General features: G+C 61.6%; 15 protein-coding genes and 1 pseudogene. 7 read left to right on the top strand and 9 right to left on the bottom strand.

Annotation, left to right across the window (positions count from 1 at the left end):
• Nucleotides 1-4: 4 nt before the first annotated feature.
• The 5 genes from Pla175_RS11270 to Pla175_RS11290 form a co-directional block, all read right to left on the bottom strand.
• Nucleotides 5-1,021 carry a DUF1559 family PulG-like putative transporter gene (locus Pla175_RS11270; protein ID WP_145284391.1) on the bottom strand — a complete coding sequence of 339 codons (1,017 nt, stop codon included), beginning with the start codon at nucleotides 1,019-1,021 and terminating at the stop codon, nucleotides 5-7.
• Nucleotides 1,022-1,085: 64 nt separating this feature from the next.
• The gene (locus tag Pla175_RS11275) at nucleotides 1,086-2,093 is read right to left on the bottom strand and encodes a hypothetical protein (RefSeq protein ID WP_145284394.1); all 1,008 of its coding nucleotides are present in this window, start codon (nucleotides 2,091-2,093) and stop codon (nucleotides 1,086-1,088) included.
• 213 nt (nucleotides 2,094-2,306) lie between these two features.
• A complete protein-coding gene (locus Pla175_RS11280; RefSeq protein WP_145284397.1) occupies nucleotides 2,307-3,104 on the bottom strand; it encodes a hypothetical protein in 798 nt (265 codons plus the stop codon).
• Nucleotides 3,105-3,120: 16 nt separating this feature from the next.
• Nucleotides 3,121-4,137, bottom strand: a complete 1,017-nt coding sequence (locus tag Pla175_RS11285; protein WP_145284401.1) for a hypothetical protein — start codon at nucleotides 4,135-4,137, stop codon at nucleotides 3,121-3,123.
• Nucleotides 4,134-6,095 carry an autotransporter outer membrane beta-barrel domain-containing protein gene (locus Pla175_RS11290; RefSeq protein ID WP_145284404.1) on the bottom strand — a complete coding sequence of 654 codons (1,962 nt, stop codon included), beginning with the start codon at nucleotides 6,093-6,095 and terminating at the stop codon, nucleotides 4,134-4,136. The genes Pla175_RS11285 and Pla175_RS11290 overlap by 4 nt, the downstream gene beginning before the upstream one ends.
• Nucleotides 6,096-6,494: 399 nt before the next feature.
• Between Pla175_RS11290 and Pla175_RS11295 the strand changes: the two genes are divergently transcribed.
• Both Pla175_RS11295 and Pla175_RS11300 read left to right on the top strand, forming a co-directional pair.
• Nucleotides 6,495-7,028, top strand: a complete 534-nt coding sequence (locus Pla175_RS11295) for a sigma-70 family RNA polymerase sigma factor (RefSeq protein ID WP_145284407.1) — start codon at nucleotides 6,495-6,497, stop codon at nucleotides 7,026-7,028.
• Entirely contained in the window at nucleotides 7,021-8,529 is a 1,509-nt protein-coding gene (locus tag Pla175_RS11300; protein WP_145284410.1) for a FecR domain-containing protein, read from the top strand. Before Pla175_RS11295 ends, Pla175_RS11300 begins: the two co-directional genes overlap by 8 nt.
• Before the next feature lie 162 nt (nucleotides 8,530-8,691).
• Here the strand turns inward: Pla175_RS11300 and Pla175_RS11305 are convergent, their stop codons facing one another.
• Together Pla175_RS11305 and Pla175_RS11310 are read right to left on the bottom strand one after the other, a co-directional pair.
• Nucleotides 8,692-10,158: a sulfatase gene (locus tag Pla175_RS11305; RefSeq protein WP_145284413.1), complete on the bottom strand. Its 1,467-nt coding sequence runs from the start codon at nucleotides 10,156-10,158 to the stop codon at nucleotides 8,692-8,694.
• Nucleotides 10,159-10,890: 732 nt separating this feature from the next.
• On the bottom strand, nucleotides 10,891-12,885 hold the full coding sequence (locus Pla175_RS11310) for a PEP-CTERM sorting domain-containing protein (protein ID WP_197527432.1): 1,995 nt from the start codon (nucleotides 12,883-12,885) through the stop codon (nucleotides 10,891-10,893).
• A 595-nt stretch (nucleotides 12,886-13,480) separates the two neighbouring features.
• Between Pla175_RS11310 and Pla175_RS11315 the strand changes: the two genes are divergently transcribed.
• The 4 genes from Pla175_RS11315 to Pla175_RS11330 all read left to right on the top strand — a co-directional run bounded on the left by Pla175_RS11315 (nucleotide 13,481) and on the right by Pla175_RS11330 (nucleotide 20,112).
• Nucleotides 13,481-14,503, top strand: coding sequence for a DUF1559 family PulG-like putative transporter (locus tag Pla175_RS11315; RefSeq protein WP_145284419.1), 1,023 nt, complete (start codon nucleotides 13,481-13,483; stop codon nucleotides 14,501-14,503).
• Nucleotides 14,504-15,799: 1,296 nt separating this feature from the next.
• On the top strand, nucleotides 15,800-16,291 hold the full coding sequence (locus Pla175_RS11320) for a sigma-70 family RNA polymerase sigma factor (protein ID WP_145284422.1): 492 nt from the start codon (nucleotides 15,800-15,802) through the stop codon (nucleotides 16,289-16,291).
• Complete coding sequence (locus Pla175_RS11325) at nucleotides 16,291-17,946, top strand: FecR family protein (protein WP_197527433.1); 1,656 nt, start codon at nucleotides 16,291-16,293, stop codon at nucleotides 17,944-17,946. Before Pla175_RS11320 ends, Pla175_RS11325 begins: the two co-directional genes overlap by 1 nt.
• 267 nt (nucleotides 17,947-18,213) lie before the next feature.
• Nucleotides 18,214-20,112 (top strand): alpha-L-rhamnosidase-related protein, encoded by a 1,899-nt coding sequence (locus Pla175_RS11330; RefSeq protein ID WP_231954347.1) that lies wholly within the window; start codon nucleotides 18,214-18,216, stop codon nucleotides 20,110-20,112.
• On the opposite strand, the gene Pla175_RS11335 is transcribed toward Pla175_RS11330, so the two are convergent.
• Both Pla175_RS11335 and Pla175_RS11340 read right to left on the bottom strand, forming a co-directional pair.
• Nucleotides 20,096-21,889 carry a PQQ-dependent sugar dehydrogenase gene (locus tag Pla175_RS11335; protein WP_145284429.1) on the bottom strand — a complete coding sequence of 598 codons (1,794 nt, stop codon included), beginning with the start codon at nucleotides 21,887-21,889 and terminating at the stop codon, nucleotides 20,096-20,098. The two genes, Pla175_RS11330 and Pla175_RS11335, sit on opposite strands and share 17 nt — an antisense overlap.
• Complete coding sequence (locus Pla175_RS11340) at nucleotides 21,864-23,726, bottom strand: hypothetical protein (RefSeq protein WP_145284432.1); 1,863 nt, start codon at nucleotides 23,724-23,726, stop codon at nucleotides 21,864-21,866. The genes Pla175_RS11335 and Pla175_RS11340 overlap by 26 nt, the downstream gene beginning before the upstream one ends.
• A gap of 76 nt (nucleotides 23,727-23,802) precedes the next feature.
• Between Pla175_RS11340 and tnpA the strand changes: the two are divergent.
• Nucleotides 23,803-24,249: pseudogene (gene tnpA, locus Pla175_RS11345) on the top strand (IS200/IS605 family transposase).
• Nucleotides 24,250-24,349: the final 100 nt, after the last annotated feature.

The following is a 24,349-nucleotide window of genomic DNA, read 5'->3' on the forward strand; positions in this document are numbered from 1 at the left end:
TGGGTTATAGATCGGCGCCACTGACCACCTCCTCCCCCGCTACGCTCCCCATGCTGACGAACACCGTCATGTCGATATCAAAGTTGATAAAGCTCCCCGAGCCGTCGCACATCTGCACGTTAATGCCGCCCGGGTGGTTGCTGTACCAACCCGCCATGCAAGGGCGAGCGCCGCCCGTGCCCCCCTGCATCGTGCACTCGTTGTAGTCGGCCAAAAAGGTTCGACGCTGCGGCGCTGCCGACGAGAGGATGTAGTTTCCGAAAGAATAGGCCCAGAAGGTTCGTCGGGGCGGGTGCAGGTTGGTCTGCTCCCCCAGCAGGATGGTCTTACTGGTTCCGTCGGTGATCCTGGCTACCTTCTCGGGGCGGAGCGTCACCGAGTTCCGGCCAACGGGGAAGCCCGCCTCATCGACGCGCACCACGTGCAAGGGACCCCTCCAACCGAATGGAATCGGGGTGTCTGACGTGTTGGAAGTGGGCAGGTCTTCGGCGAGGTACCAAGTAGTCCTTCCGTCGGTGCGGCCCGACATGCCGCGGTACGACGAAGTCATGAACAAGCGAGGGTTGCGCGTGCTCTGCGCCGTCCAGCCCCCGCCCGGGCCGCTCTCTGGCAGCAGTAGTTCGGGTTCGTAGTCGGAGGGGCAGAAGAGCTCCTTGATGAACGTCTCGCGGAAGCTGGCGTTCGACGCGTCGCCCGAATCCGCCGAGCGGTCGTAGAGCGACTGGAGGTTTTCGTTCTCCATGTAGGGCAACGTCTCGATGCACCAATTGGTGTAGGTCTTCATCGATCGATCGCAGCAGGCCTCGTCGATGACAACACCCGGCGGGAACTCCCGCCTAGCCGAATGATAGTTCTGCAGTGATAGGCTTGCTTGCTTCAGCTTGTTGGTGCACTCGGTGCGGCGGGCGGCCTCACGCGCCGCCTGCACCGCCGGCAGCAAAAGCGCGACTAAGATCCCGATGATCGCGATGACCACCAGCAGCTCGACAAGAGTAAAAGCCTGCGAAGATCGGCGTGACATCGGCGATTCCTTCCTACGGACTGGTTAGAATGAGTACTGCGTCAACCGGCCGGACGTTCATTGCTCAGCGGCTACGCCGCCTAATTGCCAAGACGAACGCCGTGCCGACAAGCAGCGTAAGCGACCCGGGCTCGGGTACGGGCAGCCCGAGCGCGAGCGCTACCGCCTGCGGCGGCGCGTTGGCCTTCCACTCGGCGAAGTCGTAGAAGTCGACGATGCCGTCGCGGACGCTGCTCGGCCCCGTGAGGTCCCCAAGCTTCGGGTCGGCGACAGCCTGTCGGAAGTGATCGCGGATTAAGAAGTAGTCGTTGATGTCGACCACGCCGTTTAGATTCACGTCGCCCGGCAGCGCCACCGAGCCGATGCCCGAGGGGATCGCCAGATTCTGCCCCGACTTATCTACGTAGATGTCGTCAAGGTAGCCTTGAGCGTTATTGGTGTTGTGCGAGGCGCCCATTCTGAGGTTCAGGGACACCAGCGGATCCGCGGTGCCGTTGCGGAAGGCGCCCGAGCCCAAAAGCGTCGCGGCGCCCGATCCCTGTGAGATGTAGAGGCTGTTGGTGTCCGCAGCGTTATCCAAGACGACCCACACGTTGTACCAAGTGTCGGCCGCGTAGGCCTCAAAGTTCGCGAAGCCGGCCCCTGCGCGAACCTTCCAGGTGTTCACGGCGGGCGCGCCATTGACGCCCATGACCATGTAGCCCTCATAGTCGCCGAAGCCCGCGGGCGCAGCAACGTCGCTGCTGCCGAACACCAGGTCGCTCAGGTCGCTGGTTCGCATCCGGAAGAACAGCGTTCCGGTCGTGCCGTCAGCGATGGCGCTTGCTCCGAGGGGGATGTACGCGTTCTCGTTGAAGCCGGTCGCCAAGAGCGCCTTGTTCGCCGGGTTGGCCGGGTCCGCGGCGACAGCGTAGGCCGCGTTTCCGGTGCCGGTCGTCGTGGTCCAGCCCCCCTGACCGCCAACCGGGCCGAGGTTGAGCGTCTCGAAGTCGCTCAGCGGGCTCCACTGCGCGTGCAAGTGACCGGTCGCCAACACGAGCAGCACGGCGATCGCCGGCTTGATAAGTTTCATTCTGTGTCTCCAAAAGAGAGTCGGTACTGGGCTGTTCGAAAGAGGCGGTTGGTAGATCGTTGGGCCGGATAGTCGGCGTGACTCTTGGGCGGTTCGTCGACTCTGTTCCAACGACAAGCGGGGTCGGGGTGGCGCCATTTAGGTTGTCCGGCCGATTGCCGCCGAACCGGGACGCGTCGCTGCGATGCGGCGCGTCCCGATCGACAGCGAACTTCACATGACGCGACGACGCAACACGCCGCTGAGCCCAAGCAGCGTCGCAAGCGCGACAGTAATCGTCGCCGGCTCTGGCACGGGCGCGACGGGATTCCCGAGGTTCACGCCGGATGGGTCGATGTAAATGTCATCGAGGTAGCCTTGCGCGTTGTTGTTGTTGTGCGAAGCGCCCATGCGAATGTTGAGCGACACCAGGGGATCGGTCGTTCCATTGCGGAAGGCGCCGGAGCCCAGCAGCAAAGCGGCGTCCGAGCCTTGAGAGATGTAGAGGCTGTTCGTGTCGGCAGCGTTGTCGAGCACGAGCCACACGTTGTACCATTCGTCCGCGGTGTATGGGCCGAAGTTCGAGAAGCCGCCGCCACTGCGAACCTTCCAGGTATTCACGGCGGGGTTGCCGTTGACGCCCATCACCATGTATCCCTCATAGTCCCCGAAGCCCGCCGGTGCGGCGACGTCGCTGCTGCCAAACACCAGGTCGCTCAGGTCGCTCGTCCTCATCCGCAGAAAAACGGTTCCGGTGGCGCCTTCGGCGATCGAGTTTGCCCCTAGCGGGATATACCCGTTCTCGTTGAAGCCCGTCGCGAGCAGCGCCTGATTGGACGCATCGTCTGGGTCGACCGCAACGTTGTAGGCCGCGTTCCCGGTCCCCGTAGTGGTCGTCCAGTTGCCCTGGCCGCCGACTGCTCCCAGCGCGAGGCTATCAAAGTCATCAAGCAGGGTCCACGCCCCGTGGGCGCTGCCGGCGACGGCCAGCGTCGTCAGCATCAAGGCGGTGCATCTCAAGAAGTAGGTCATTAGTACTAGCCTCCCTTTAAGAAAAGAAACGAGAAAACGCAGAGCGGCGCCCGGCCATCAGGGCGCCTACCGAACCAAGAGTGGCAAGAACCGCCGTAGCGGGCTCTGGCACGGTCGATGCGGCGACCGCGCCGGTTGCCGGCCCGGCGCCGAAGTTGCTCTTCCAAACGTCGTAGTCGGCCTGTGTGAAGGTGGTCCCCAGGCCGTCCCGCCAGGTCGTGTAATCGGCGGCGTTCACCGAGCCATCGCCGTTGAAGTCGCCAGAGGGGCCCCCCGTGCCGACGCCTTCGGGGATCACCAGGTTCTCACCGCTGCTATCGATGTAGATGTCGTCGATGTAGCCCATCGAGGCGAAGTTGTTGTGGCGGGCGCCCGTCTTCACCAGCAGCGAGACAAGCGGGTCGACCGTGCCGTTGCGGAAGCCCCCCGTGCCGAGCAGCGCGGCGTCGCCCGTGCCTAGCGACACGTAGAAACCCGTCGTGTCCGTAGCGTTGTTCAGCACCAGCCAGACGTTGTACCACTCGTTGGGGTTGAATGTCCCAAGGTTGTCGAACGCGCCGACGTTTCGCACCTTCCACTGGTTGTCCAGCGGGTCGCCCCCGGGTTGGGCGGTGGCGTTCTTCAGGTTGCCCATCACGACCTGCCCCTCGTACGACTCGAAGGCGCCGGCCGGGTCGGCGATGTCCGAGGCGCCGAAAACCAGATCGCTATCGTTCGTGGCCCGCATCCGCAGAAAAACAGTGCTGGTGGCGCCTTCGGCGATGGAGGCCGTCCCAAGCGGCAGGTAGCCGTTGCCGTTGAACCCGGTAACTAGCATCGTTTGGTTGGCCGCGTTCGCCGGATCGGCCGCTACATCGTACGCCGCGTTGCTCGTGGCGCCCGCCTGAAGGTTCGTAAGCCAGTCCCCTTGCCCCCCGATAGCGCCCGGCGTTAGGTCGTCGAAATCCTCTAACAGATTCCAGTCGGCGCGCGCGGCGCCCGCCACGAGCAGCGCCGCAGTCAGTCCCGAAAGAAACCTTGAACAACAAGTCATCGGAAAGAACCTCTTAATGGGGCAGCGGACGGAACAGCGCAACACTCCGGGCGTGCCGCTGCCCGCACGCGACTCAGCATCAAGCCGACAGCGGCAAGCATTAGGATCGCCCCCGAGGCAGGCTCAGGCACGGTCGCCGCGGTGATCGCGGCGACCGCCGTGCCGGCGCCGAAGTTGTTTTTCCAGAGGTTGTAGTCGGCCTGGGTGTACGTTGTCCCGAGGCCGTCGCGCCACACGGTGTAGTCGGCCGCGTTCACGGAACCGTCGCCGTTAAAGTCACCATCCAGGTTTGGCGTGGCGATGATCGGCCCGTAGGTGACGACGCCCACAAGTGGGCCGCCGGGAGTGTTGAACTCGATCTGCAGGTCGCGTGTGCCGCTGACGTTGTTGTAAATGTCCCCAAGGTTGAAGGCCGCGTTCTGATTGAGCGTGACTGATCCGGAGCGGAGCAACTGAGACAGCGCCGTGGGTGTTGGCGTGGCGTTCTCCCAGCCGCTGACGATGTCGAAATCGGCCGGCTGCAAAGAGCCCGACGCGGAAATCACCGAAAAGCCGTCAATGGTGACTTGGAACGGCGAGTCGTTCTTGAGCTGCGCGTCCCCCGTCGTTGGGTCGACGGTAAGACGGATGTTGTTGACAACGCCGGTCCCCTCGTACACCACATTCCCCCTCGTGATCGAACCGTCCGCCTCCCGGTACTCAAGAACTAGGTCGCGCGGGTCTACGCCAAACGCGGGGTAAACCGGAGCAAAGATGGTTCCCAGGTCTTTCGAGAAACTGCCGTTGATGCTGGTGGCTCCGGAGCGCCTTAGTTCACTGATTGCGTTGCTCGAAGTGGCGGTCTCTTCCCAGCCGGCCACCGGCTGGTCCGCTAGGCTGTTCCACACGGCTTGGGAGTTGTTGAGGGCGCCGAGCGACGAGAGGATCGAGTAGCCGTCGATCGACACCGGCGTCGCCCCTTGGTTCTCAAGCAAGACCCGGTTCTGGTCTAGATTGACGCGGAGCGTCAGCAGTTGGGCCACCGACAATTGCACGATTGAGCCGAGTCCACCGCTAACGGTCCGCACCTTGTAGCCGCCCCCACCCGTGGGAGTGGGCGCGGACGACAGGTCGATCGTCGCGAAGCCCCCCTGCACGCTCCCTGCGTCGACTAGGTTCCAAGTGTTGCCGACGGCCGGGGTGACGGCGCCGCCAAACTCAACGCGGAGCGCCCCGCCGAGCGTCGCGGCGCCCGACGCGCGGATCGCCGAGTGCGTCGTTTGTGAGGTGATCTCGGCGACCAGCGTGCTTTGGCCGGAGAATGCAACATTCCCGCCGGCCAGGAAGTTGACGTTGGGCCCGGTGACCCGCGTGGTCCGGCCCAGGGTGGCATTGCCGACGATCTGCACCGACGCCGTGCCGCTGGCGCCCGCGCCCAGCGTCAAAGAACTGCCCGCGGCCCCTCCCACCGTGAGCGATTGGCCGGCAAGCGTTCCGCCACGAGCGACCGAGGCGACCCCCAGGCCGCTCTGGCCGATGACGATGTTGCCGTTGGAGCCGTCGGATGTCCACGGGGTCGCGGTCAGGCGGCCGCCGGAGCGGATCTCGAGCGTCCCGCTGTCTGCGGCGCCCTGCCCTAGCAGCACCCCGCCGGGGTTGGGCTGAGACAGGCTTCCGTCTGGCATAATGGCGACGAATGCAGTACCGCCGTTGTTGATGGTACCGATTTCGTCAAAGCCGGCCCCCGGTACAAAAGTCTCCCCGAGCCCGTTGTCCCAGTTGTTGCTTAAGCCATCGGCCCCATCGACGCCGTACCAGTCGTCCACACCGGCGACCTGCCAGAACTGGTTGGCAGACTGGGCGGGATTGGCCAGCAGCACGGTCACGCCGGCAACGGCAACACAACGCCACCAGCTCCGGCTTGCGGGGCGAGGGGCTCCGGCAACACCGCGAGAGCGTGGCGTTTGCATAGCGAGCATGGGCAGATCCTTCGGCGATACGAAAGGCCGGCGGGCGCAAGACCAGACGGCTGATTTGAGATAAGTCATCTAAAAGCGATAAGAGAGACCAGAAAAGGCCGTCGTGTCGATCCGTTGCCAGCCTCCTGGGGTCAGCAAGGCGGAAAACGCTCCGCCCGCTCTGGCACCACTATATCCACTCAAGATGCCGAACCTTTCCAAATAAATCGAGTGAAAAATTGGTCATCGCTCGTGCACTATCCTGCGGCGAGTGCGCCGCAGCGGCTACTTGTTACTGGGCATTTTTTTTGGAAAACTTCGCCCGGCGTGTTGGATACTGTCAGAAGATAGCCTAAACAGCGGCGCGCGCCTCGCGAGCGGTCGGCAGCCGCCTTATCTGCTTACCGCGGTCATGGCGTTTTGAAGCATCAATCCGAGGTCGAGGAGTTCGTCGTGCTCATCGGCGAGCACTACGCCTCGCTGCACGGATACATCGCGTCGCTCGTGTACAACACGTCGGACGTTGACGACGTGCTGCAAGAAACCTGCGTAACTTTGTGGCGGAAGCGGGAGGAGTTCGACAGGAGCAAGGACTTCTATCGCTGGGCATGTGGGTTCGCGTATATCGAAGTGCTGCGTTGCCGCCAGCGGACCGCGAGGAGCCGGCTATGGTTCGATGAAGAGACGACCCACGCGCTGGCGGACGAGCTCAACGCCCAACCGCTGTGGGCCAGCCTGAGGAGCGAGGCCCTATCGCGTTGCCTTTCCGTGCTGCCCGCCCGGGATAGGGAGATCATCGAGGCCCGCTACACCCACGAGCGGAGCGTTCCGGAGATCGGCGACGCTCTAGGCCGCCCCGCCAGCACTATCTACAAGAAGCTGATCCGAATCCGCGAACAACTCGCGGCTTGCATCCGAGCGAGCTTGGCACAGGAGGGTCACGCCGATGTCTGACAACCCGCTTCCCAACACCTCGCCAATATCGATTGGCGAGGTGCGACGGCTCGCTGCCGCGTTGTGCGACGACACGATCAGTCCGGACGATTTCCTCGCATTGCAGCATGCGATCAAACAGTCGCCGGAGTCTCGGGCCGCCTACCTAGAGATACGTCGGGTGCATGCCGGGTTATTGTGGAGGTCCCGCCGCAGCCGCAGAGTCGATGACGTCGATGTCACTACGGCGGCGCCGCATCGCGTCGGCGCGAGCAAGCCCGCCGGTGGGTTTGAGCGGCCCAGTCCGCCGCCCCGGGTCTACTGGGCGCACAGCGTCGGCGTCGCGATCGGGGCCCTCGCCTGCGCATTGCTGCTTGCGTTTGGCGTAAGTCATTGGCGTTCGGCCAGGGATACCCCAGGAGTCGCTGCAGAGTCGGTCGCCAAGATCGTGAACGGATCGGAGGGCTGCCGCCTGTTTATCGGCGGCGTCAGCGCCGAGCTGCATCAGCCCATCGAGTTGCGGCCCGACGAGGAAGTGTGCCTGCTCTCCGGATCGATCTACGTGCGGTTCAGCAGCGGGGTGCAGTCGGCGGTGCTGGCGCCGGCGGTTTTTACCCCGCGTTCGCCACTGTCGGTCGATATGGCCGAGGGCCGGTTGACCGCCGATGTTGGCGAGCTCGGCCACGGCTTCACCGTCGACACCCTTGAGGTGCAGGTAGTCGACCTAGGCACGGTGTTCGGGGTTTCTGCGTCGTCCGACAGGGGGACCGAGGTGGTGGTGTTTGACGGCGAGGTAGACATCAAGCCGCCCAAGCGTCGTGACGGCCCTCCCGTCCCCTTCACGGCCAAACGCGTCCACACAGGCGAAGGGGTCGAGATCGACCGCTTCAGCGGCGTCGCTCCGTTGGCGTCGTTCGTGAGCGCCGACTACGTGCTGCCCGACGAGCACTTTACCCAGCAGATCAAGAGATCGGGGCGGGTCATCGCGTCAGTGTCCGACAACCTGATCCGCGACGAGGAGGCTTCGTACTTCTACGAGATCGTCGCCAGCGGAATGTGCGAAGACGCGGTCGCCTACGCCGACCGCGGCTACCATCAGTGGAACGGCGTCGACGCGGCAGGCATGCCCCAGTACCTCCGCGGGGCCGATTTTGTGCGGGGTTTCAGCAATCTCAAGGGCATGTCCTCGTTCGAGATGTACGTCTCGGTCAAGCAGCCCTGCACGCTCTATGTGCTCTTTGATGACCGCGTGCCGACACCCGCATGGCTGGCAGAAGGTTTTGTCAACACGGGAGACAAGATCGGGCTCGACGAGGGGCCGCACGTCGACGAACGCAACCGGGTGTTGCGACGAAAGTTCCCAGGGCTAGGCCCGGGAAAGAGCATCGATCAGACCTTTACCATCTGGAAGAAAGATGTCACCAGCCCCGGCGTCGTGACTTGCGGGGCCAACGCCGCGAATGGGGGTTACAAGCAGATGTACGGGGTGGCCGCCGCCCCTCTCCCCGAGAGCGGCGCTTGACGCCCTTGCACTGACACCGCGGCTCCCTGACCTACTCTGGTCAGTTGTCGCGATTTGCTCAGCCGACCGCTCGAATAAGCCGCGGGAATGCAGTTTCGTCCACCAATTCTGGCGCAAACCTCTCAAGCGATCAGTAGTGGGCGGCTCGAAACTCCACCTCCCTCACGGCGCCCCCTCGGAGAGGCTTGGCAGCGAGCGCATCAGCCTCTGCTTGACCGCGGTGTAGCGCTCGTTGTCCGCCAAGTTGTTCCATTCCTGGGTATCGCTCTGGTGATCGTACAGTTCACAGGAGCCATCGGAGTAGCGAATCAGCCGCCAGCGGAGGTCGCGGGCCGAGTAGACTCCCTTGTTGACCGTTGTGATTACGACCCGGTTGGTCCGGGTTTCGGGCCGGAGTAGCTGAGGGACGAGCGAAACTCCATCGAGCCCCGGCTTGGGGTCCAAGCCGCACATCTGGATTAGAGTCGGGTACAAATCGATCAACCCCACCGTCTCTTCGCACCGCCCGCCGGTGGCGTACAAGCCGGCGTCTCTCTTAGGGGGCACGATCACCAGCGGCACTCGAGTGGAGCGTTCCCACCCCGTGGTTTTCCCCCAATGCTCTTTTTCGCCCAGGTGCCAGCCGTGGTCGCTCCACAGAACTACGAGCGTGTTCTCCGCGTGCGGGCTTTCGTCGAGCGCGTCGAGCAATTCGCCGATCTGCGCGTCGACGAAGGAGATGCATGCCAGGTAGGCAGCCACGGCCTGCTTCCACTGGCCGTGCCGCAGCACGCTCTGGTGCAGCCCCGCGGTGTCGATGGAGTGGGCTAGCGAGACGGCCTCCGTTCCTAAGTCGTCCAGGTCGTTGGAGGGGACTTGCGGGACCGTCGTTTGGGCTGCGGGGTACATGTCGAAGTACTTGCGCGGCGCATACAGCGGAATGTGTGGTCGATAGAAGCCGGTCGCCAGGAAGAACGGGGTCTTCGTGGCGGCTCCGTCGCGTAGTTGCTCCGCAGACCAGTTCGCGATCTTGCCGTCGCCCATTGCTTCGTCGTGGACGTCGACGGCGCCCCAATCGAACGAACTGAACCGGCCCGGCTGCAGCCGCTCTCGGTCGTTGGGCATGCCGTTGAGCGGTCGCAGCGGCAATCGTGACGACAGGGGCGCCGAAAGCGGTTCCTTGCTGTGGTAGGGGCTCCACCGCTGCTCGGTGAAGAACGCGGCGTCGTACAAGTCTCGGAACTCGCGGTGCATCAGTTTTCCGGCGCCCAACGTTCGATAGCCGTGGGCGTGAAAGTACTCCGGTAGCAGCGTCAGTTTGGGCCTGAGCTTGCGGATCTGTTGCTGGTTGTCGTACACGCCCGTATGAAAGGGCTGTTGGCCGCTGAACACCGCCGCTCTGGAGGGGCAGCACAACGGCGCTGCGCAGTGTGCGCTCAAGAACACGACGCCCCGCCGCGCCAATCGGTCCATATTGGGAGTCTTGACCTGCGGGTGGCCATCGAGGAAGCCCACCCAGTCGTTCAGGTCGTCAACAGCAATAAAGAGCACGTTCGGACGAGCCCGAGCGGGCGACGTTCCCAGGGCGACAGCCAACAGGAAGGCCGTCAACGCGGCGCACGACTTGAATCGACTTTTCTCAGCAAACATCCTAAGTCTCCCGTCGATCTCGGCTGCCGTGTACTAGAAGCGTCAAGCAACAGCCCCAGCGCCGTGGGGCCAGATGGATCTTGAGCGACGATTCTTATGAGCATAAGGCCGCTAACCTCGGCCTGCCAGTTGGGCCTTTCGCCGTTCTGCGACTTGTGGAGAAGGCCATCTCGGGCCAGGCACGCCGGGACCAAGATAGTCGGCTCAGGACCAAGCCGAACCAGGGCGACCGCCGCACCTCGGCCTCGATCGCCAGCGGCATGACCGAAGCTCCAACGCTGTTGCTGCAGGATGCGAGAACGCGCGGCGCCCACCGATCAAGTCGACGACGAAGGGGCTAGTGTAGTGCGTCACTTTTACCTGATCATATCGATCGCCGATTTGGGCGGTCGGTTTCAGCTGGAAACACTAATCTGTCCCGAAGAGGCCTCCGCAGATAAGGTCACCTCTGATTGATGCAGTACACTAGAACCCGCTCTGATCCAAAAAACCCTATGCGCAAAATTTCACGAGCCCCCTTCCTTCGAGCCCGAGTTGAGGTTTCCCGCCCACAAGAAACCCAGATGGACCAGCGGTTTCGAGTTGTGGGTGACTCACCCTCGCGGCGATACACAGCCCAAGGGACTGACGGATTTCTCCGGGTGGGCTTGGGGAGGTCAAAACTGACCAGAGCGGCTGCTGCCCCCCGCCGCTCCGATCAGGTCACGCAGCTAATGACTGCTCGAAAGGGTTTCAGCATGAGTGACGACGCGTTACAGCAATAGCGGCACACGCCAGCAACATTAGGCCGAGGGTCGCCGGTTCGGGCACCGAGGCTTGGGATGCACTAAGACCGGCCGACGCGGGCGAGCCGAAACTGTTCTTCCATACGGTGTAGTCGCCTGCATCGACCGTCGCAGACCCGTTGCCAGTTCCGGGAGGCAGCACGGACTCATTGGCGCCGAGGTTGTCCCGCCACACGGTGTAGTCGGCAGCGTCTACGAAGCCATCGCCATTGAAGTCACCCGGAAGATTGACAACTAGGGCAGCAATCGCGGTTACGTCTTGCGCGTCGAAGAACAGGTCCCCGGTCAGGTCAAAGTCGTTTAGATTTAGTGAGGCTAGCACATCGGCTGGCAAGTTAAACGCCGGGGTATTCAACAGCTCGTTTTGCCTGTCCACCGCGGGCGTGCCGCCGTTTCCGTCGAGGTAGAGCTGCGCCAAGGCGACGTCGGCCTGGGTGACCGAGCCATCCTTGTTGACATCGCCCGCCGGTATGCTGAACAGCTTGACCAGAGAGATGTTGTCGATCTGCACCTGAGAGACAACCTGCCCGTTCGCCTGGTCATTCGGCACGGGAGTGCCTCCAGGAAAGTTGGGAATGTCCGTGGTGTTCAGCGATTGCAGAATTAGGTTCACCTGTTGACCGCTGTTCTTGGCCGCTTGGAGAGTGGCGCCACTAACCGAGACGACCTGCCGGTCGCCCGCAGTGAGACTGCTCAGTTGGTTCTCGAACAACGAGACGGCTCCCGCTGAGCTCGCATCGGTTTGGTTGGCTCCGAGCGTCAGTGCAGCCTTGAGGTTCGAGTTCGGGTTTGAGTCGCGGTTGGCGAAATTCAAGTCGAAGGCGAACTCGTAAGTAGCGGCGGCGTCGATGACCACCCCGTTCAGAATATCCGTCTGAACAACGCCGTTGAGGTAACCTCCCGCCGAGTTGAGTGAGAACCGTTCGGCGCCCGTAGCCCAGTGGGTGTCGAGGTAGTAGGAACCGTCATCGCCAATATCCAAAACTCCCCCATTGGCTACAGCTTCAACGATCGAATTGGGGTTGTTGTTGTACGGTTTCCACTCGTCGACGTCCCCGGTGTTCCCTCGGAAGGGGCCAAAGTTTCCATTGCCCCCGTTAATGTTGAATGCACCATTGTTCGGGCCATTAAGCACCACGTTGCTCGTGTCCGAGAGGTCGCCGTTGCGAACGATGTTGGTAAGAGGAGGCGAGATCAAAGGAAACGCTTCGGCAGCGGTAGTCCGGCCGACCAGTACATTGTCAATCGAGAACACCGTCCCAAGCAGGGCGGCGATTCCGGCCGCGTCTTTCGGGAGGGCATCGACCGGATCGATACGTAGATTATTGTAGGTGCCGTTCCACGACGGACTGTTAAAGTCGCGCTGAATCGTGTAGGTGTGCCAGTTGTTGTCGAGCGGCAACTCTGGCAGGGCGCCCCCGGACGGCACCTCATAGAAGTTCACGCCGTTGGTCGGGGCGCCATTCTGCCCGCTCTGCAAGAAGCTCCTTCCTTTGATCCTCGGATCTGGGGCAGTGGAACCGGAGACAGCCGGATCGTTGGGGGGAAGGACGTCAAACTTCAAGTCAAACTGAACAATATCGTACTGGCCCGGAAGGTCGCCGACGGTGATGGGATTGGCGCCAAGCCCTTTGTTGACGTAGGAGTCGGTTTCCCCATTCCCACCAAGAGGGACGACGTTTTGGAGCGCGCCATCGGTGTTTTGCAGCGGAGCGGTCGTCCCGGTATTGGTCGTCCCGCTTGCCATCCTTACCGCTCCCCAGCCATCAATCCCGCCGCCATTGAAGGCGGAAATAATTCGCGTGTTATAGACGGAAGGAGCGCCCACTCCATCGACCCAAGCTTGAGCATTCGCTTCAGGGCTGATCAGCGCCAGTGACAGGGTGCAGAGCGGCACGACAGCAACCAGGCGCAGTCGGGCCGGGGTACCTACGATTCTCATGAGGACTCCTGCAGGTTTCCGTGACAAAGAGTGAAAAAAGAGCCCAGAATCGGCAGAAAAGCGGGAAATATGTAGCCAAGTCTCGATGGGACAAGCGGTCGCCGGCATTGTGCGACTAAGCATTACGCGCCCCGGTGCCAGGATTGGACAGAAAGAATTGAGGGAACTGGCGAAAAGTTTCGACGCCCTCCCGAGGTCGAAGCGTCCGCGGCGCCTGCGGTGGCGGGATTGCGTGCGCTTGCAAGCCCGGCTCTGGCCGGGCCGGCGATGCGACGACTCTCCGGGCCGAAACGACGATCGCAACCTCGACGCGACCATGGGCGGTGGCCATTCCCCGCTGTTTCCGTGCTTTTTCGCGGGGGGGGGGGGGGGGGGGCTGAGTTTTTTCGGTCCAATTCGGACCGCTTGAGACGTGATCCGGTACCGCGAATACAGATGTCGGCTTCTCCAGCGGCCAATTCCATCAGCGAGCAGTCCCGGTAGTGGCGTAGCTCTTGTAGCAAGTTAGAGGCTTATGGTGGGGAGCTTCTTCTGGTGTGCGAACGATCTGCGTTTGCCCTGCAAGACATGGCTTATTTGACTCATCGAGTAATTCATGAAATCAAAGACCGCACCGTTAGTCCGTCCGGCCTTTACCCTGGTCGAGTTGCTGGTGGTCATCGCGATCATCGGCGTCCTTGTCGCCCTGCTGCTGCCAGCGGTGCAGGCGGCGCGTGAGGCGGCGCGGCGGACGCAATGCTCCAACCAGCTTCGGCAACTTGGCATCGCCTGTCAGAACTACGCCGATGTGCGCAAGGCGTTTCCGCCGGCCAATGGAAAGCTGTCTCCCGAGGAGAAAGATCGCAATTCTTGGAAGACCGGAAACTGGAGCTACCTGGCTTTCCTGACCCCGTATGTCGAGAGGGCCGCGCTAAAGGAATTACTCGACCCCCGTTTCGCGTACGACCAGCAAACACAATCGGTCCAGGATTTTCTAGACACGACCCCCATCGACGAGTTCAGGTGCCCGTCCTTCGCACCGACGCAGCCGGTGAGGATCGGCGCTTTCGGCTCCGGGGTGAGCGCGATTGTCGATGCCGGGATCGCTACCCACTACCTCGCAGTCTTGGGGGCGAATACCGACGCCTACCCCGGTAGCGATCTCCCGAACTACTGCGGGGGAGGGAACCGAATCAACGAGAACAGCCCCTACAAGATGCTCGAGAACCAGGCCGGTAACGGAAGATGCCATGTAGGCGACGAAGGAAAAACAGCCATCAACGGTGTGATCACCTTCGATAGCAAGACGAGTTTTCGCCAGATCACCGATGGAACCAGCAAGACCTTTCTCATCGGCGAGTCGGCCTTCGGCGAGCCTGCCGACCAGGGGACGCGCGGCTGGTGGGTCGGTGCCGCGACCACGTGGTTCTATGCTGCCCACAACCTCACCTACCCGCTCAATAGCGCTGCAAGGCCGGGGCCCATTCACAACGACGTCGGCTTCGGTTCGGAGCATCCGGGGGGCTGCCAATTCCTGATGGCCGACGCCTCGACGCAGTTCATTACCGAAGAGGTCAGCCTCAACATCCTGTTCGCGCAGGCGAGTCGCGCTGGCGGCGAGGTGCTAGCCGATCGCTAGGGGGGGCGACGCTACGTCGAGCTTTCTCGCCGAGGCGGGGCGATCGGCAGCCAACCAGCAAGTTGCGTCATAACCCTTACCAGAACGGAGGAAAAAGATGCAAAACTTGGTGCGCATCCCTAAAGACGATCGGTCTGTCGGCGCAGGTCCACGAGCTTGTTCTGCTCTAGAACCAGTTGCTAGCGGTGCAAATCACGACCCCCCTGCCCTTCTTGGGTCGTCGCGTGCTAACACCCTAGGCGATAGAGCGGCGGGCCGGCCTCGCGAGATGAGCGCTCGCGGACGTCTGTTTGCGATCTTTGTCGCCGCCGCCGCGGCGATTGGGTGCAGTGATTCCAGTGGAATCGCCCCGGTTCGCGGTGTGGTGACGCTCGACGGAAGGCCCCTCACCGAGGGGTTCGTTATGGTGACCCCGGCTAGTGGAAAAATGGCCAAGGGGTGCATCCAGCCGGATGGTACTTTCGTTCTGGGCACCGAGAGCGACTCCGACGGGGCGCAGGTCGGCACGCACCCGGTGGTCGTACTGCCCCCGTCGGCGGAAGAGGGCCAGCCGCTTTCGGCAGTCGCACGGTCCCTCCCAAGGCGATACTCTGTCGCCCAAACCTCTGAGGTCACGCTGGAAGTGAAGCCCAACGCGGCTAACGAAATTGCGATCGAGCTTTCTTCCAAATGACGTTTCTCGAGATGCTTCTAGGTTGAATCTTCTCGCATTCTCGGAGAAGAGGTCCGCCCGCTCCAATAGATTCGTCGTGGGGCCTCGCGTTGGTCCACGCCTTCCCGGCTGCGGCGGGGACGGACGATGGTCCCCGGCGGGGGTCCAACTGGTGGCGAGCAAGACGATGGCCCGCGCTAGGAACGTTTAGGCTAGCGGGTTGGACCAGGTGGTCGTGGCAATGGCGCAGCTTTACGGAGGAGCAGTGGCTCTGCCCGACTGGTGCTCTTGGGTCTGGTAGTGCGGGTCTTCGGGTGGACGGGTCAGGTGGTTGGTTTTTAGTCGCAAGTGCCTACGCCGCTTCGCTTTACGAGCGGAGCGTTGCGAGGGCAGAGTGTGCTTTCTTGCCGCGGTCGATCCTGGCGCCCGCAATGCGGCTCGACATGAGACGCTCACTATGGGAGGAGATTCTAGGCACGGGACGGGACGTAACCCGAAATAGGGTAGATTTGAGTCTGCCGAAAGTCGAAATTACTGCGATTTCGCTGGTCCATTCTACGGTGTTCTGGGCGTTCTATTAAGTGATGGCCTCAAACAGAGAACGAAACAGCCCGTCTGAAGATCCGCTTCGGTACGAGTTATTCGTGAAGCATTTGCTGGAGCACGAGCCTCGGGTGCGTGGTTTCCTCCGCGGACTTCTCCCAACTTGGGACGATGTCGAGGAGGTTACGCAGAATGCAAGCTTGGTGGCGTGGCGCAAGTTTTCGGATTTTGAAGAGGGCACCTCGTTCGGCGGCTGGTTTCTGACGATAGCTCGCTACGAAGCGATGAGCTATCGCCGACATCTCGCTCGGACGCCGCTCGTATTTTCGGACGAGTTGTGGGGTCATTTGGCAGTCGAGGCAGAGCAAATGACGCCCGATCAGCTGCGCCGCCAGAAGCTAGACGAGTGCCTCCAGCGCATGGAAGCAAGGAATCGAGATCTTCTGATGAAGATCTATTCGTCGGGCGTTTCGATCCGCGAAGTAGCGAAACAATCTGGCAAGAGTGAGCAGGCGTTCTACAAGGTCGTGCAGCGAATGAGATCGGCACTGCTCAAGTGCGTCACGAAGGCGATAGCAATGGAGGGTGCATAGTGGCCGACAATAGACTCGAACAGCTGATCGCTCAGTGGCTCGATGGCCGCATCGACGCCGAAGGCTCGCAGGCGCTTCAACAATTGTTGTTTGAGTCGGCAGACGCTAGGTCGGCATTCCGCAACTACGCACTGCTCGACGCGTCGCTCCATGAGGCGGCCTACGCAAGTAGTTCGTCCGGCGTGTCGGGTCCCGTTGCGAGGGAGTTGCGATCGTCCGACACCCCGCAGCGACCAGATTCTCCCGCGACGCTTGCGGGAGCCAAACTCGAAGCGGCACCTCGCGTCCAGCGCCCCGCGCCCGTAAGGGTGAATCGCCTAGGGAGTCTGGCCCGGGTTGCGGCGTGGAGCGGGGCGATTGCCGCAGGTATTCTGGTGGCGTTTCAGCTATCTCGAACTCCTGACGGCGCCCGGCCGGACAGCACGCCGGTGGCCCAGCTCGGATCCCCCGAACGGCGAGACGGCGGGCACGACCAGAAACGTGATCAATCGCTGCGCAAGCCCCCCGCGCCGGTTGCTACGCTGGCGTTCGTCAAGCAGGCGCAATGGGAGCCGCCACTACTAGACGTGGGGGAGACTATTCTGGAAGGTGAAACCGTCAGCCTGACGCAGGGAACGGCCCGGATCAGCGTCGGCGCCGGAGCAGAAATCATTGCCGAGGCCCCCTGCTCGCTGACTTTCTTATCCACCGATAGGGTCCAATTGCATCATGGCGAGGTAGCCGTCGATGTCGCGCATTGGGCGAGCGGTTTCACCGTTGTCACGGAGGACATGAACCTTGTCGATCTCGGGACAAAGTTCACGGTATCCACATCTCCGGGCGCCGCGACCGAAGCCACGGTTCTGGAGGGCGTCGTTCGAGTGCATGCATCGCACGCCTCCGATGAGCCGCCGCGTGGCCTGCTCATGACCGAAGGTCAGCACGTGTCGATTGATAAGAGCGGATTGGTCAAGAAAATCGAGCAGAAGGACGTGAATCCGCTGCTTGGCAGACTGGATTTCGGGTCTGCTCTGCCCTATCGTCCTGTTGTGTTGCACAACACGGGCGTCGGGCTCTCGGTTGGCGACGAAGACCGGCACTGGCGCGTGGTGAGCGGTCCGACCGGCGCATTCTTCGAACCGCAGTTTGCCGCCGTGACCGAAGAGGAGCGGCGTTATCTGCCGAACGACCCTGGCGCGTCGCAGTGGGTGTCTATCCGTCAGTGGCAGGCCGCGGCTCCAAACTCAACGTACACCTTTCAAACAAAATTCGAGTTGGACGACTACGATCTAAGCACGATGCAGCTCTTTGGTCGGTTCCTCGCGGACAACGGCGTCTCCGCGGTTCGCGTCAACGGCGAGCCAGTTCATGTTCAGTCTTGGGTAGATAACGTGTTGGGCCAGACGTTCGGCGCTATGCAGTTCCGCTTTGTGAATATCACGGAAGGTCTCGTCAAAGGTCAAAATGTTGTCGAAGTGGATGTCCGGAACGGGATGATGCGCCAAGGCATTCCTGGTGAGCTGTCCCCGATCCCCAACCCCATGGCGCTTCGTGTGGAGTGGTACGCGTTTGGTCGACAGCTCAGTGTCGCGAAGGCAGACGCCCACCCGGCGGCTTTATATCGCATCGACGGATACAATCCGCCGATGTTGGCTCGTTCTGGCAGAGAGGGTTGAAGACTAGGTGCCCGCAAGATGGGGCGTTCGAGGGCACGTAACGTCGCGAGCGTCCGCTCCCCGCTTGGGGCCGCCCACTAGCGTGGATGGAAGGCTCCGCCAAGAAGGTGCGGTCCTACCCAGCAAGGTGCTGACTACTCAAGCGTGAATCGTTGCGTTCTGGGGGCTGAGTGCTGGCGCGGGGCGGCGGTCAACGGGATCGGCAATTCAAGAGAGCATGCGCTCTGTCTCGTAATTCTAAGAATTGAGTTTGAGGCTTCCCTACGCATGAATATCGGTCGATTAAGAGCCGCTTGGATTGTTTTGGTCGCGCTGGCGGCGCATCTGTCGTTGACGAGGCCAATTGCAGCGGAGACGGTTGCTCCGACTCCTGCAAGTGACGTGGCCCTACGAGTGCCGGCGCATCCGGTCGCGCTTCAGAAGGCGCCGGGTCGCGACGCAATCGAGCTTGTGCGGCAATCGCCGCGGACCGTAGAGCGGCTCGACTCTGGCGTGATGCGCGTCGACTTTGGGAGAGTCGCGTTCGGCAATCTAGAGTTGACCTCGCCGGCGGGCTTTCAGGACGAGATTGTTGTGCGATTCGGAGAAAAGCAAGCGAACGGCGCAATTGATCGCGATCCGCCGGGGACGGTGCGTTACAGCGAGGTTCGCGCGCAGATCGTCCCGGGAACGACCACGGTGATCGCCCCGTCTGTGGACGATAGGAATACGCAACAATCTGGCGCCGTGGGTCGGTACGGCAACGTCACTCCGCCGGCCGTGCTGACTCCCCCTGAGTGGGGCGTAGTAACTCCCTTCCGATGGGTCGAGATCGAGGGCATACCCGCCGGCGAGGACGCCGCGAAGGCCGTAACGGTCGTCCGCCTAGCGGCGTTCCCCAAGCACTGGGACGAAGGCGCCGCCGAGTTCCACTGTTCCGACGCAACCCTGAACCGGGTGTGGGACCTGTGCCGGTACTCCATCAAGGCGACGCTGTTCGCCGGGGTCTACGTCGACGGCGATCGAGAGCGTATCCCTTACGAGGCCGACGCCTACCTGAACCAACTGAGTCACTACTATGTCGACGCTGATCCCAAAGCGGCGAGGCGGACCTTTGACTGGCTTCTGAAGCATCCCACCTGGCCGACGGAATGGGGGCCGCACATGGTGTTCATGGCTCACGCCGACTGGATGCGAAACGGCGATGCCGAGTGGATCCGTCAAAGGTACGAGAGCCTGAAAGCAAAGACGCTCTTCGAGCGCCTCGGCAAGGATGGGCTGGTTCACAGCAACGCCCAGCAGATCGATTGGGATGACATTGTCGACTGGCCGCCTGTTGAGCGTGACGGCTGCGTTCGCACCGAGGTAAATACCGTCGTCAACGCTTTTCACTTGGCGGCGGTAGAGAAGATGGCTGAGCTGGCGGCCGCCGTCGGCGCAGATGCCGACGTTCAGTACTACCAGGAGCGTGCAGAGCACGGACGCCGGGTCTTCCGCAGCCAACTCTTCGACGCCGACGCAGGGCTGTACCGCGACGGCGTAGGGGTGAACCATCACTCCCAGCACGCCAATTTCTTCCCCCTGGCCTTCGGTCTCGTGGAGAAGAAAGATCGTCAGAAGGTAGCTGAGTGGCTGGCGTCACGCGGCATGCGCTGCTCGGTGTACGGGGCTCAATACCTGCTGGAGAGCTTGTTCGAGAATGGGGCGGGAGAGGCCGCGGTCGGACTGATCGTCGCGCCCGGAGAGCGAAGTTGGCGTCACATGCTCGACTCCGACGCAACGATCACGTGGGAGGCATGGAATGAGTCGGCCAAGCCCAACTTAGACTGGAATCATGCCTGGGGAGCAGCCCCGGCGAACCTATTGCCGAGATACGTTCTAGGCGCGGAGCCGCTCGCGCCGGGTTGGAGCCGTGCGAGAATCCGTCCGAACCCTAGCGGCCTGGAGTTCGCCCGAGGCGTGGTGCCCACACCACGTGGACCGGTCGCGATTGATTGGCGACTCGATCGGCGTTTCAGCATGGACCTGGATCTGCCCGATCGAATGACCGCGTTCGTTCAAGTGCCGAATGTGACCGGCGCCGAGGGGATCTTCGTCAACGGTTCGTCCGCGGAGGCCAAGTTGATTGACGGGTATTGGGTGTTGAAAGACGAATTGAAGGGTAGGTCGGCTATTGAAGTGCGCTAGATGGACTCTCTCGGCGCCTTCCTGCGAAGGCGACTACTGCGAGCAGCCCAGCTGCGATGACGATCGAAGCAGGTTCAGGAACGACCGCCGATTCGAAGTGAGGGGTGGCCGACCCGCTCAGTGCATAGATGGTCCGCCAACTGTTGTAATGATCGACGTCTATCACGCCTCCGTCCACGTCATTGGCTAGCGTGCCCGCCGGCGCCCCAAGATTGTCGCGCCAGACGGTGTAGTCGGCCAGATCGACGGCGCCGTCGTCGTTGTAGTCGCCTGCATACGCATTCTGGTTGGCGATCAAATCGGTGCGATAGATAATGTCTTCGCCTGTCCGCTTGCTAAAGACATACAGCCGACCGCTCTCATCGACGCCGAAGCGTTGGTCACCGCGGGGTTGATCGATTAGATCACGAAACGCCCCGGGCGTTCCACCATCGATGCTGACGTTCATCAAATACATAGTTGCTTGAGTATCGGTGGCGTCGGCCGCGACCAATTCGTCAAAGTCAGCGTGGAAGAATGCGCCGCGCGCTAGCTCCCCAAATACCAACTGGTTCTTGAAATCCGGGTCGTTGGGGTCGGAGACCACAAACCCTCCGGTGACAGCCGTATTCCCTCCAATTGGTCTCGCGCCGGGCGTGACCGGTATCTCATGGTCGAAGACAGTCGCCGGGAACTCTAGTGTCGAGCCGGTTGGCAGATGGAGCGTGGTGGAAGCGTTGCCTGCAGCGGGACCATCGTAGGTTGTCCAGCCGTGGTTGTCACCTCGGTCAACGAGGTTGACCTCTTCGAAATCGTCGGCGCCGATGTCGAAAACTACAAGGCGCGCGTCGCCGTTGGCGTCCCTGGCGAAACTGAGATTCTGAGGGTAGCGAAATCCCCAAGCGAAGATCTCCTCGGTGTTGCCGTCGTTGTCAAGAAAGTCGCCGCCGTCGTTGAGCGGGTTGTCTGCTGGAACCGAATAGGCGTGGTCACCATCCCGCAGCGGGTTGATTCGCAGAATCTTACCGAACGGGTTGTCTGCGTCCTGCACGTGCTGCCAGTTCGGCACTTGACCTTGGTTGTGCATGTCACCCAGCGGAATGTAGAGGTTTCCGTAGTCGGCGTCGCCCGGCTTGGCAAAAGGGTTAAAACTAAGTTGGCCCACGGAGTGCGTGTTCACGCTCGGGCCACTAATCTCCAACCGCATCACCTCGCGCCGCGAGGAGGTGTCAATCTGGTTTGAGTTGCTTGCGTCAACCGTCCACTCGGTGATGGCGTACTTGCTGATGATGGAGCCGGGCGCCGTGGAGAGTCCTACCGCCGTATAGGTGTTGTTCGCGGTCGAACTGGGAGCGACGTCCGTAATGGTATAGAGCTTGCCTTCGCCGGAAGCCCCCCGGCTGGCATAGTCCGGGTGAAACGCCATGTACGTAAGGCCACGCGTGGTGAAGCTTCCTTGGTGGGTAAAGCCGGGAAGGACCCCAGGTGCGGCTACATCCAAGAACGTCCCGAGCGAGGCGCCGGTCGACGAGAATGCGTGGATCTTCCCTTCGTTCGTGCTAACGAAGACCCGTCCGGACCCGTCATGCGAATGCTGCAAATCGATTGCACCCGAATTCGAAATGGTGGAAAAGGTTGCGAAGGTTGTGAGATTGAGAACCTTGGTCGAATTGCTTGGGTCGGGGGCTTGTGCGCACGCGGGTCCTCCAAAACTGGCGGCCCCGAGCAAGAGCGAGAATACAGCACTCAAAGCGCCAAATTCGGTTACCGCTCTAGAGGGCTTTCGACGTAGGGCCATCTTGGGCTCCTTGTTGGATCTGTGAAGGATTGTCGAGCGAGGAGAAACTGCTTTGATTGACGGCGCTGTTTGGCGCCACGGCAGGAACTCGAAGCAAGGCGGCCGGAGGTCGTCGCGTTGAGATCGGGGCAATCGAACCGCAGCAGACGAGTAATACCAGCATAGCTATGCTGCTCGGCTCTGGCACAGCTCCGCGTTCGGCCGTGGGGGCGGGCGGCAGCGCCTGGCCGAAGTTGTTGCGCCAGGTGTTGTACTGATCGGCGCCGATCGTACCGCTACGAGGGTCGTTGGGGAGCGTGCCCGCGGGCGCGCCGAGATGGTCCCGCCACACAGTGTAGTCGGCCGCGTCTACAACGCCGTCCCGGTTGTAGTCTCCGGCCAAACCGAGAGACACACCGGTGACGCCGACATTGTCCAAGAACAGATGGTGCCCGCCAGAACCATCCAGGCCCCCGGTAAAGCTTAGGCGGAAGGTGACCGTTCCATTCGCATCCAAAATATTGTCAGCCAATCCCGTAAGATTGATGCTTTCATCATCATGCATCGGGCTCGCGCCTACGGTAGCGGTTCCCGTCGCCAAGGCGCCTGCGGTGAGGTTACCCCCTGCGAGCACTGCTAGTTCCCAGTCGGTAGCGGCGTTCGCGCGAAAGGCGCCTAGATCGAAATGAAATCCGGTCAGGATCGTTCCGGCTCCGGTGGTGTCGTTCAGCGTGAAGTCAATGAACCCGTCATAGCCATTGGATAATGAGACGCCATCGGTAGCGGAGTCCACGGAGGGATCGGCCCCGGTAGGACCCACCGCTCCATACTGCCCATCGCTGCTCGCCCCATTTGCGACAGTGGCGTTGGTGAAGTTGAACCAGGAGCCGCCCGCTTCAGGCGTACCGACTGCTTGAGCCGTGACTCCAGATGCTTGCGTGGCGTCCCACGTATCCGTGGAGACTTCACTCCAGGTCTCCCAGCCAGCGATCAGATTGCTGTAGTTCCCTGTCGGCGGAGCTGGCCCAAGGTCCGCATCCACGGAAGCGTGGCTCACGAAGATCAACGCCTCGGTCTCAACCTCTGTTGCTCCCACGTAGATCCCCCAGCGGAACACCGTGTCGGAATTGTCTCCAGGAGTGGCGTTTCGAACGTATTGGCCCGATGTAAAGGGTTGCGTTTGATCGCCCAGGAAGACCTCGTAGTCGAGCCCATTGTCGCGAACACGTATGTCAAACGGCTGTCCGATGGCGTTCTCGAAGAGGGTCACTTGCTTCGGCTGTCCCGGCAGCGGCCTCCTGTGTTGCGCGTAGACTTCCCCGCTCTCTGACATATTGAGTTGCAACGACCAAGCTTCGTCGTCCGTGTCTTTGGCCTGAAAGATCGCCGCATTAATCGGCTTAACGATTGTGTAGCGGCCGACCCAGTCGTGCCACTCGCCGTCATCGACATTCCAGCGTATATCCGGAGCAAACGCCTCAACTCGAGCCGCCAACGGTCGACTGTTTCGTACATTCTCTTCACCCGGAAACAGCCGAAAAACCTGCGTCGCCCCGTCCGTTTGGTACCATCGGCTCCACTGGTCAAAGTTGCTTTGGGGAATCGTGGAATTGGCGAGTGTGTGCAGTTTTAGGTTTCCCTCCGTCTCAAACGCGCCGTAAAGCCCGCCCTCGACCGAGGCATTGTCTACATCGATTACCGTTCCCGCGTAGCCGTTTTGGATGCTATCTCGAATTTCCGAGAACGGTGGATTGACTCCTCGCCCCTCGGCGTAGAGCAGCCCCTGCCCATAAGAGCGTCGAATGTCGAAAGTCACTGCAAACGCTGCGAGAGCCATCAGAATATGTCGAGTGTGCATTAATTCTATCATTGCCCTTGCGATGCGTCTGAAACCCTGCCTTCAGGCGGAACCTTCAGGTTCTTATACGGGTTGGATGGAAAAATGCCGAGCAGGTGCGCACAGCCGCTACGACATCAAGCATCACTTTGTGCGGGTGACGAAGTACCGAAAGCAGGTGTTGACGGGTGAGGTGGGCACACGGGTTCGGGACCTTGTGCGTGAGCTAAGCCGGACGAACGAGATCGAGATTCTGCAGGGAGCGGAGTCGGTGGATCACGTGCATGTGCTGCTGTCGTGCCCGCCGACGCTCTCGCCGAGCAAGGTGTTGCAGTACCTCAAAGGAAAGATGTCGTGGAAGCTGCTGATGGAGTTCAGGCACACTCAGGCGCAGTTCTAGGGTCGTCGTTTGTGGGCGCGGGGCTACTTCGCGGCGACCAGCGGAAACGTGACCGACGAGGCGATCGCCGCGTACATCCGCGGGCAGGACGGCACGCAGCCAAGCAATGGTGACGACCGATTCCAAGTTGCCCCTCCATCGTGAGTTGAGGACTTCAGTCCGAATCTCACAGAACGTCCAATTCCACCGGCTTCAGCCGGCGGTAGTCTATTGACCCCTGCATCAGCAACGCGACTGTTCCTGG

The sequence above is a fragment of the Pirellulimonas nuda genome, assembly GCF_007750855.1.
Taxonomy (GTDB): domain Bacteria; phylum Planctomycetota; class Planctomycetia; order Pirellulales; family Lacipirellulaceae; genus Pirellulimonas; species Pirellulimonas nuda.

What these genes read in the sequence shown, in the direction of transcription:
- Pla175_RS11340 (WP_145284432.1), bottom strand. Translation starts at nt 23,726, where the DNA reads ATGCACACTCGACATATTCTGATGGCTCTCGCAGCGTTTGCAGTGACT.
- Pla175_RS11280 (WP_145284397.1), bottom strand. Translation starts at nt 3,104, where the DNA reads ATGACCTACTTCTTGAGATGCACCGCCTTGATGCTGACGACGCTGGCC.
- Pla175_RS11310 (WP_197527432.1), bottom strand. Translation starts at nt 12,885, where the DNA reads ATGAGAATCGTAGGTACCCCGGCCCGACTGCGCCTGGTTGCTGTCGTG.
- Pla175_RS11300 (WP_145284410.1), top strand. Translation starts at nt 7,021, where the DNA reads ATGTCTGACAACCCGCTTCCCAACACCTCGCCAATATCGATTGGCGAG.
- Pla175_RS11305 (WP_145284413.1), bottom strand. Translation starts at nt 10,158, where the DNA reads ATGTTTGCTGAGAAAAGTCGATTCAAGTCGTGCGCCGCGTTGACGGCC.
- Pla175_RS11315 (WP_145284419.1), top strand. Translation starts at nt 13,481, where the DNA reads ATGAAATCAAAGACCGCACCGTTAGTCCGTCCGGCCTTTACCCTGGTC.
- Pla175_RS11335 (WP_145284429.1), bottom strand. Translation starts at nt 21,889, where the DNA reads ATGGCCCTACGTCGAAAGCCCTCTAGAGCGGTAACCGAATTTGGCGCT.
- Pla175_RS11270 (WP_145284391.1), bottom strand. Translation starts at nt 1,021, where the DNA reads ATGTCACGCCGATCTTCGCAGGCTTTTACTCTTGTCGAGCTGCTGGTG.
- Pla175_RS11290 (WP_145284404.1), bottom strand. Translation starts at nt 6,095, where the DNA reads ATGCTCGCTATGCAAACGCCACGCTCTCGCGGTGTTGCCGGAGCCCCT.
- Pla175_RS11330 (WP_231954347.1), top strand. Translation starts at nt 18,214, where the DNA reads ATGAATATCGGTCGATTAAGAGCCGCTTGGATTGTTTTGGTCGCGCTG.
- Pla175_RS11275 (WP_145284394.1), bottom strand. Translation starts at nt 2,093, where the DNA reads ATGAAACTTATCAAGCCGGCGATCGCCGTGCTGCTCGTGTTGGCGACC.
- Pla175_RS11285 (WP_145284401.1), bottom strand. Translation starts at nt 4,137, where the DNA reads ATGACTTGTTGTTCAAGGTTTCTTTCGGGACTGACTGCGGCGCTGCTC.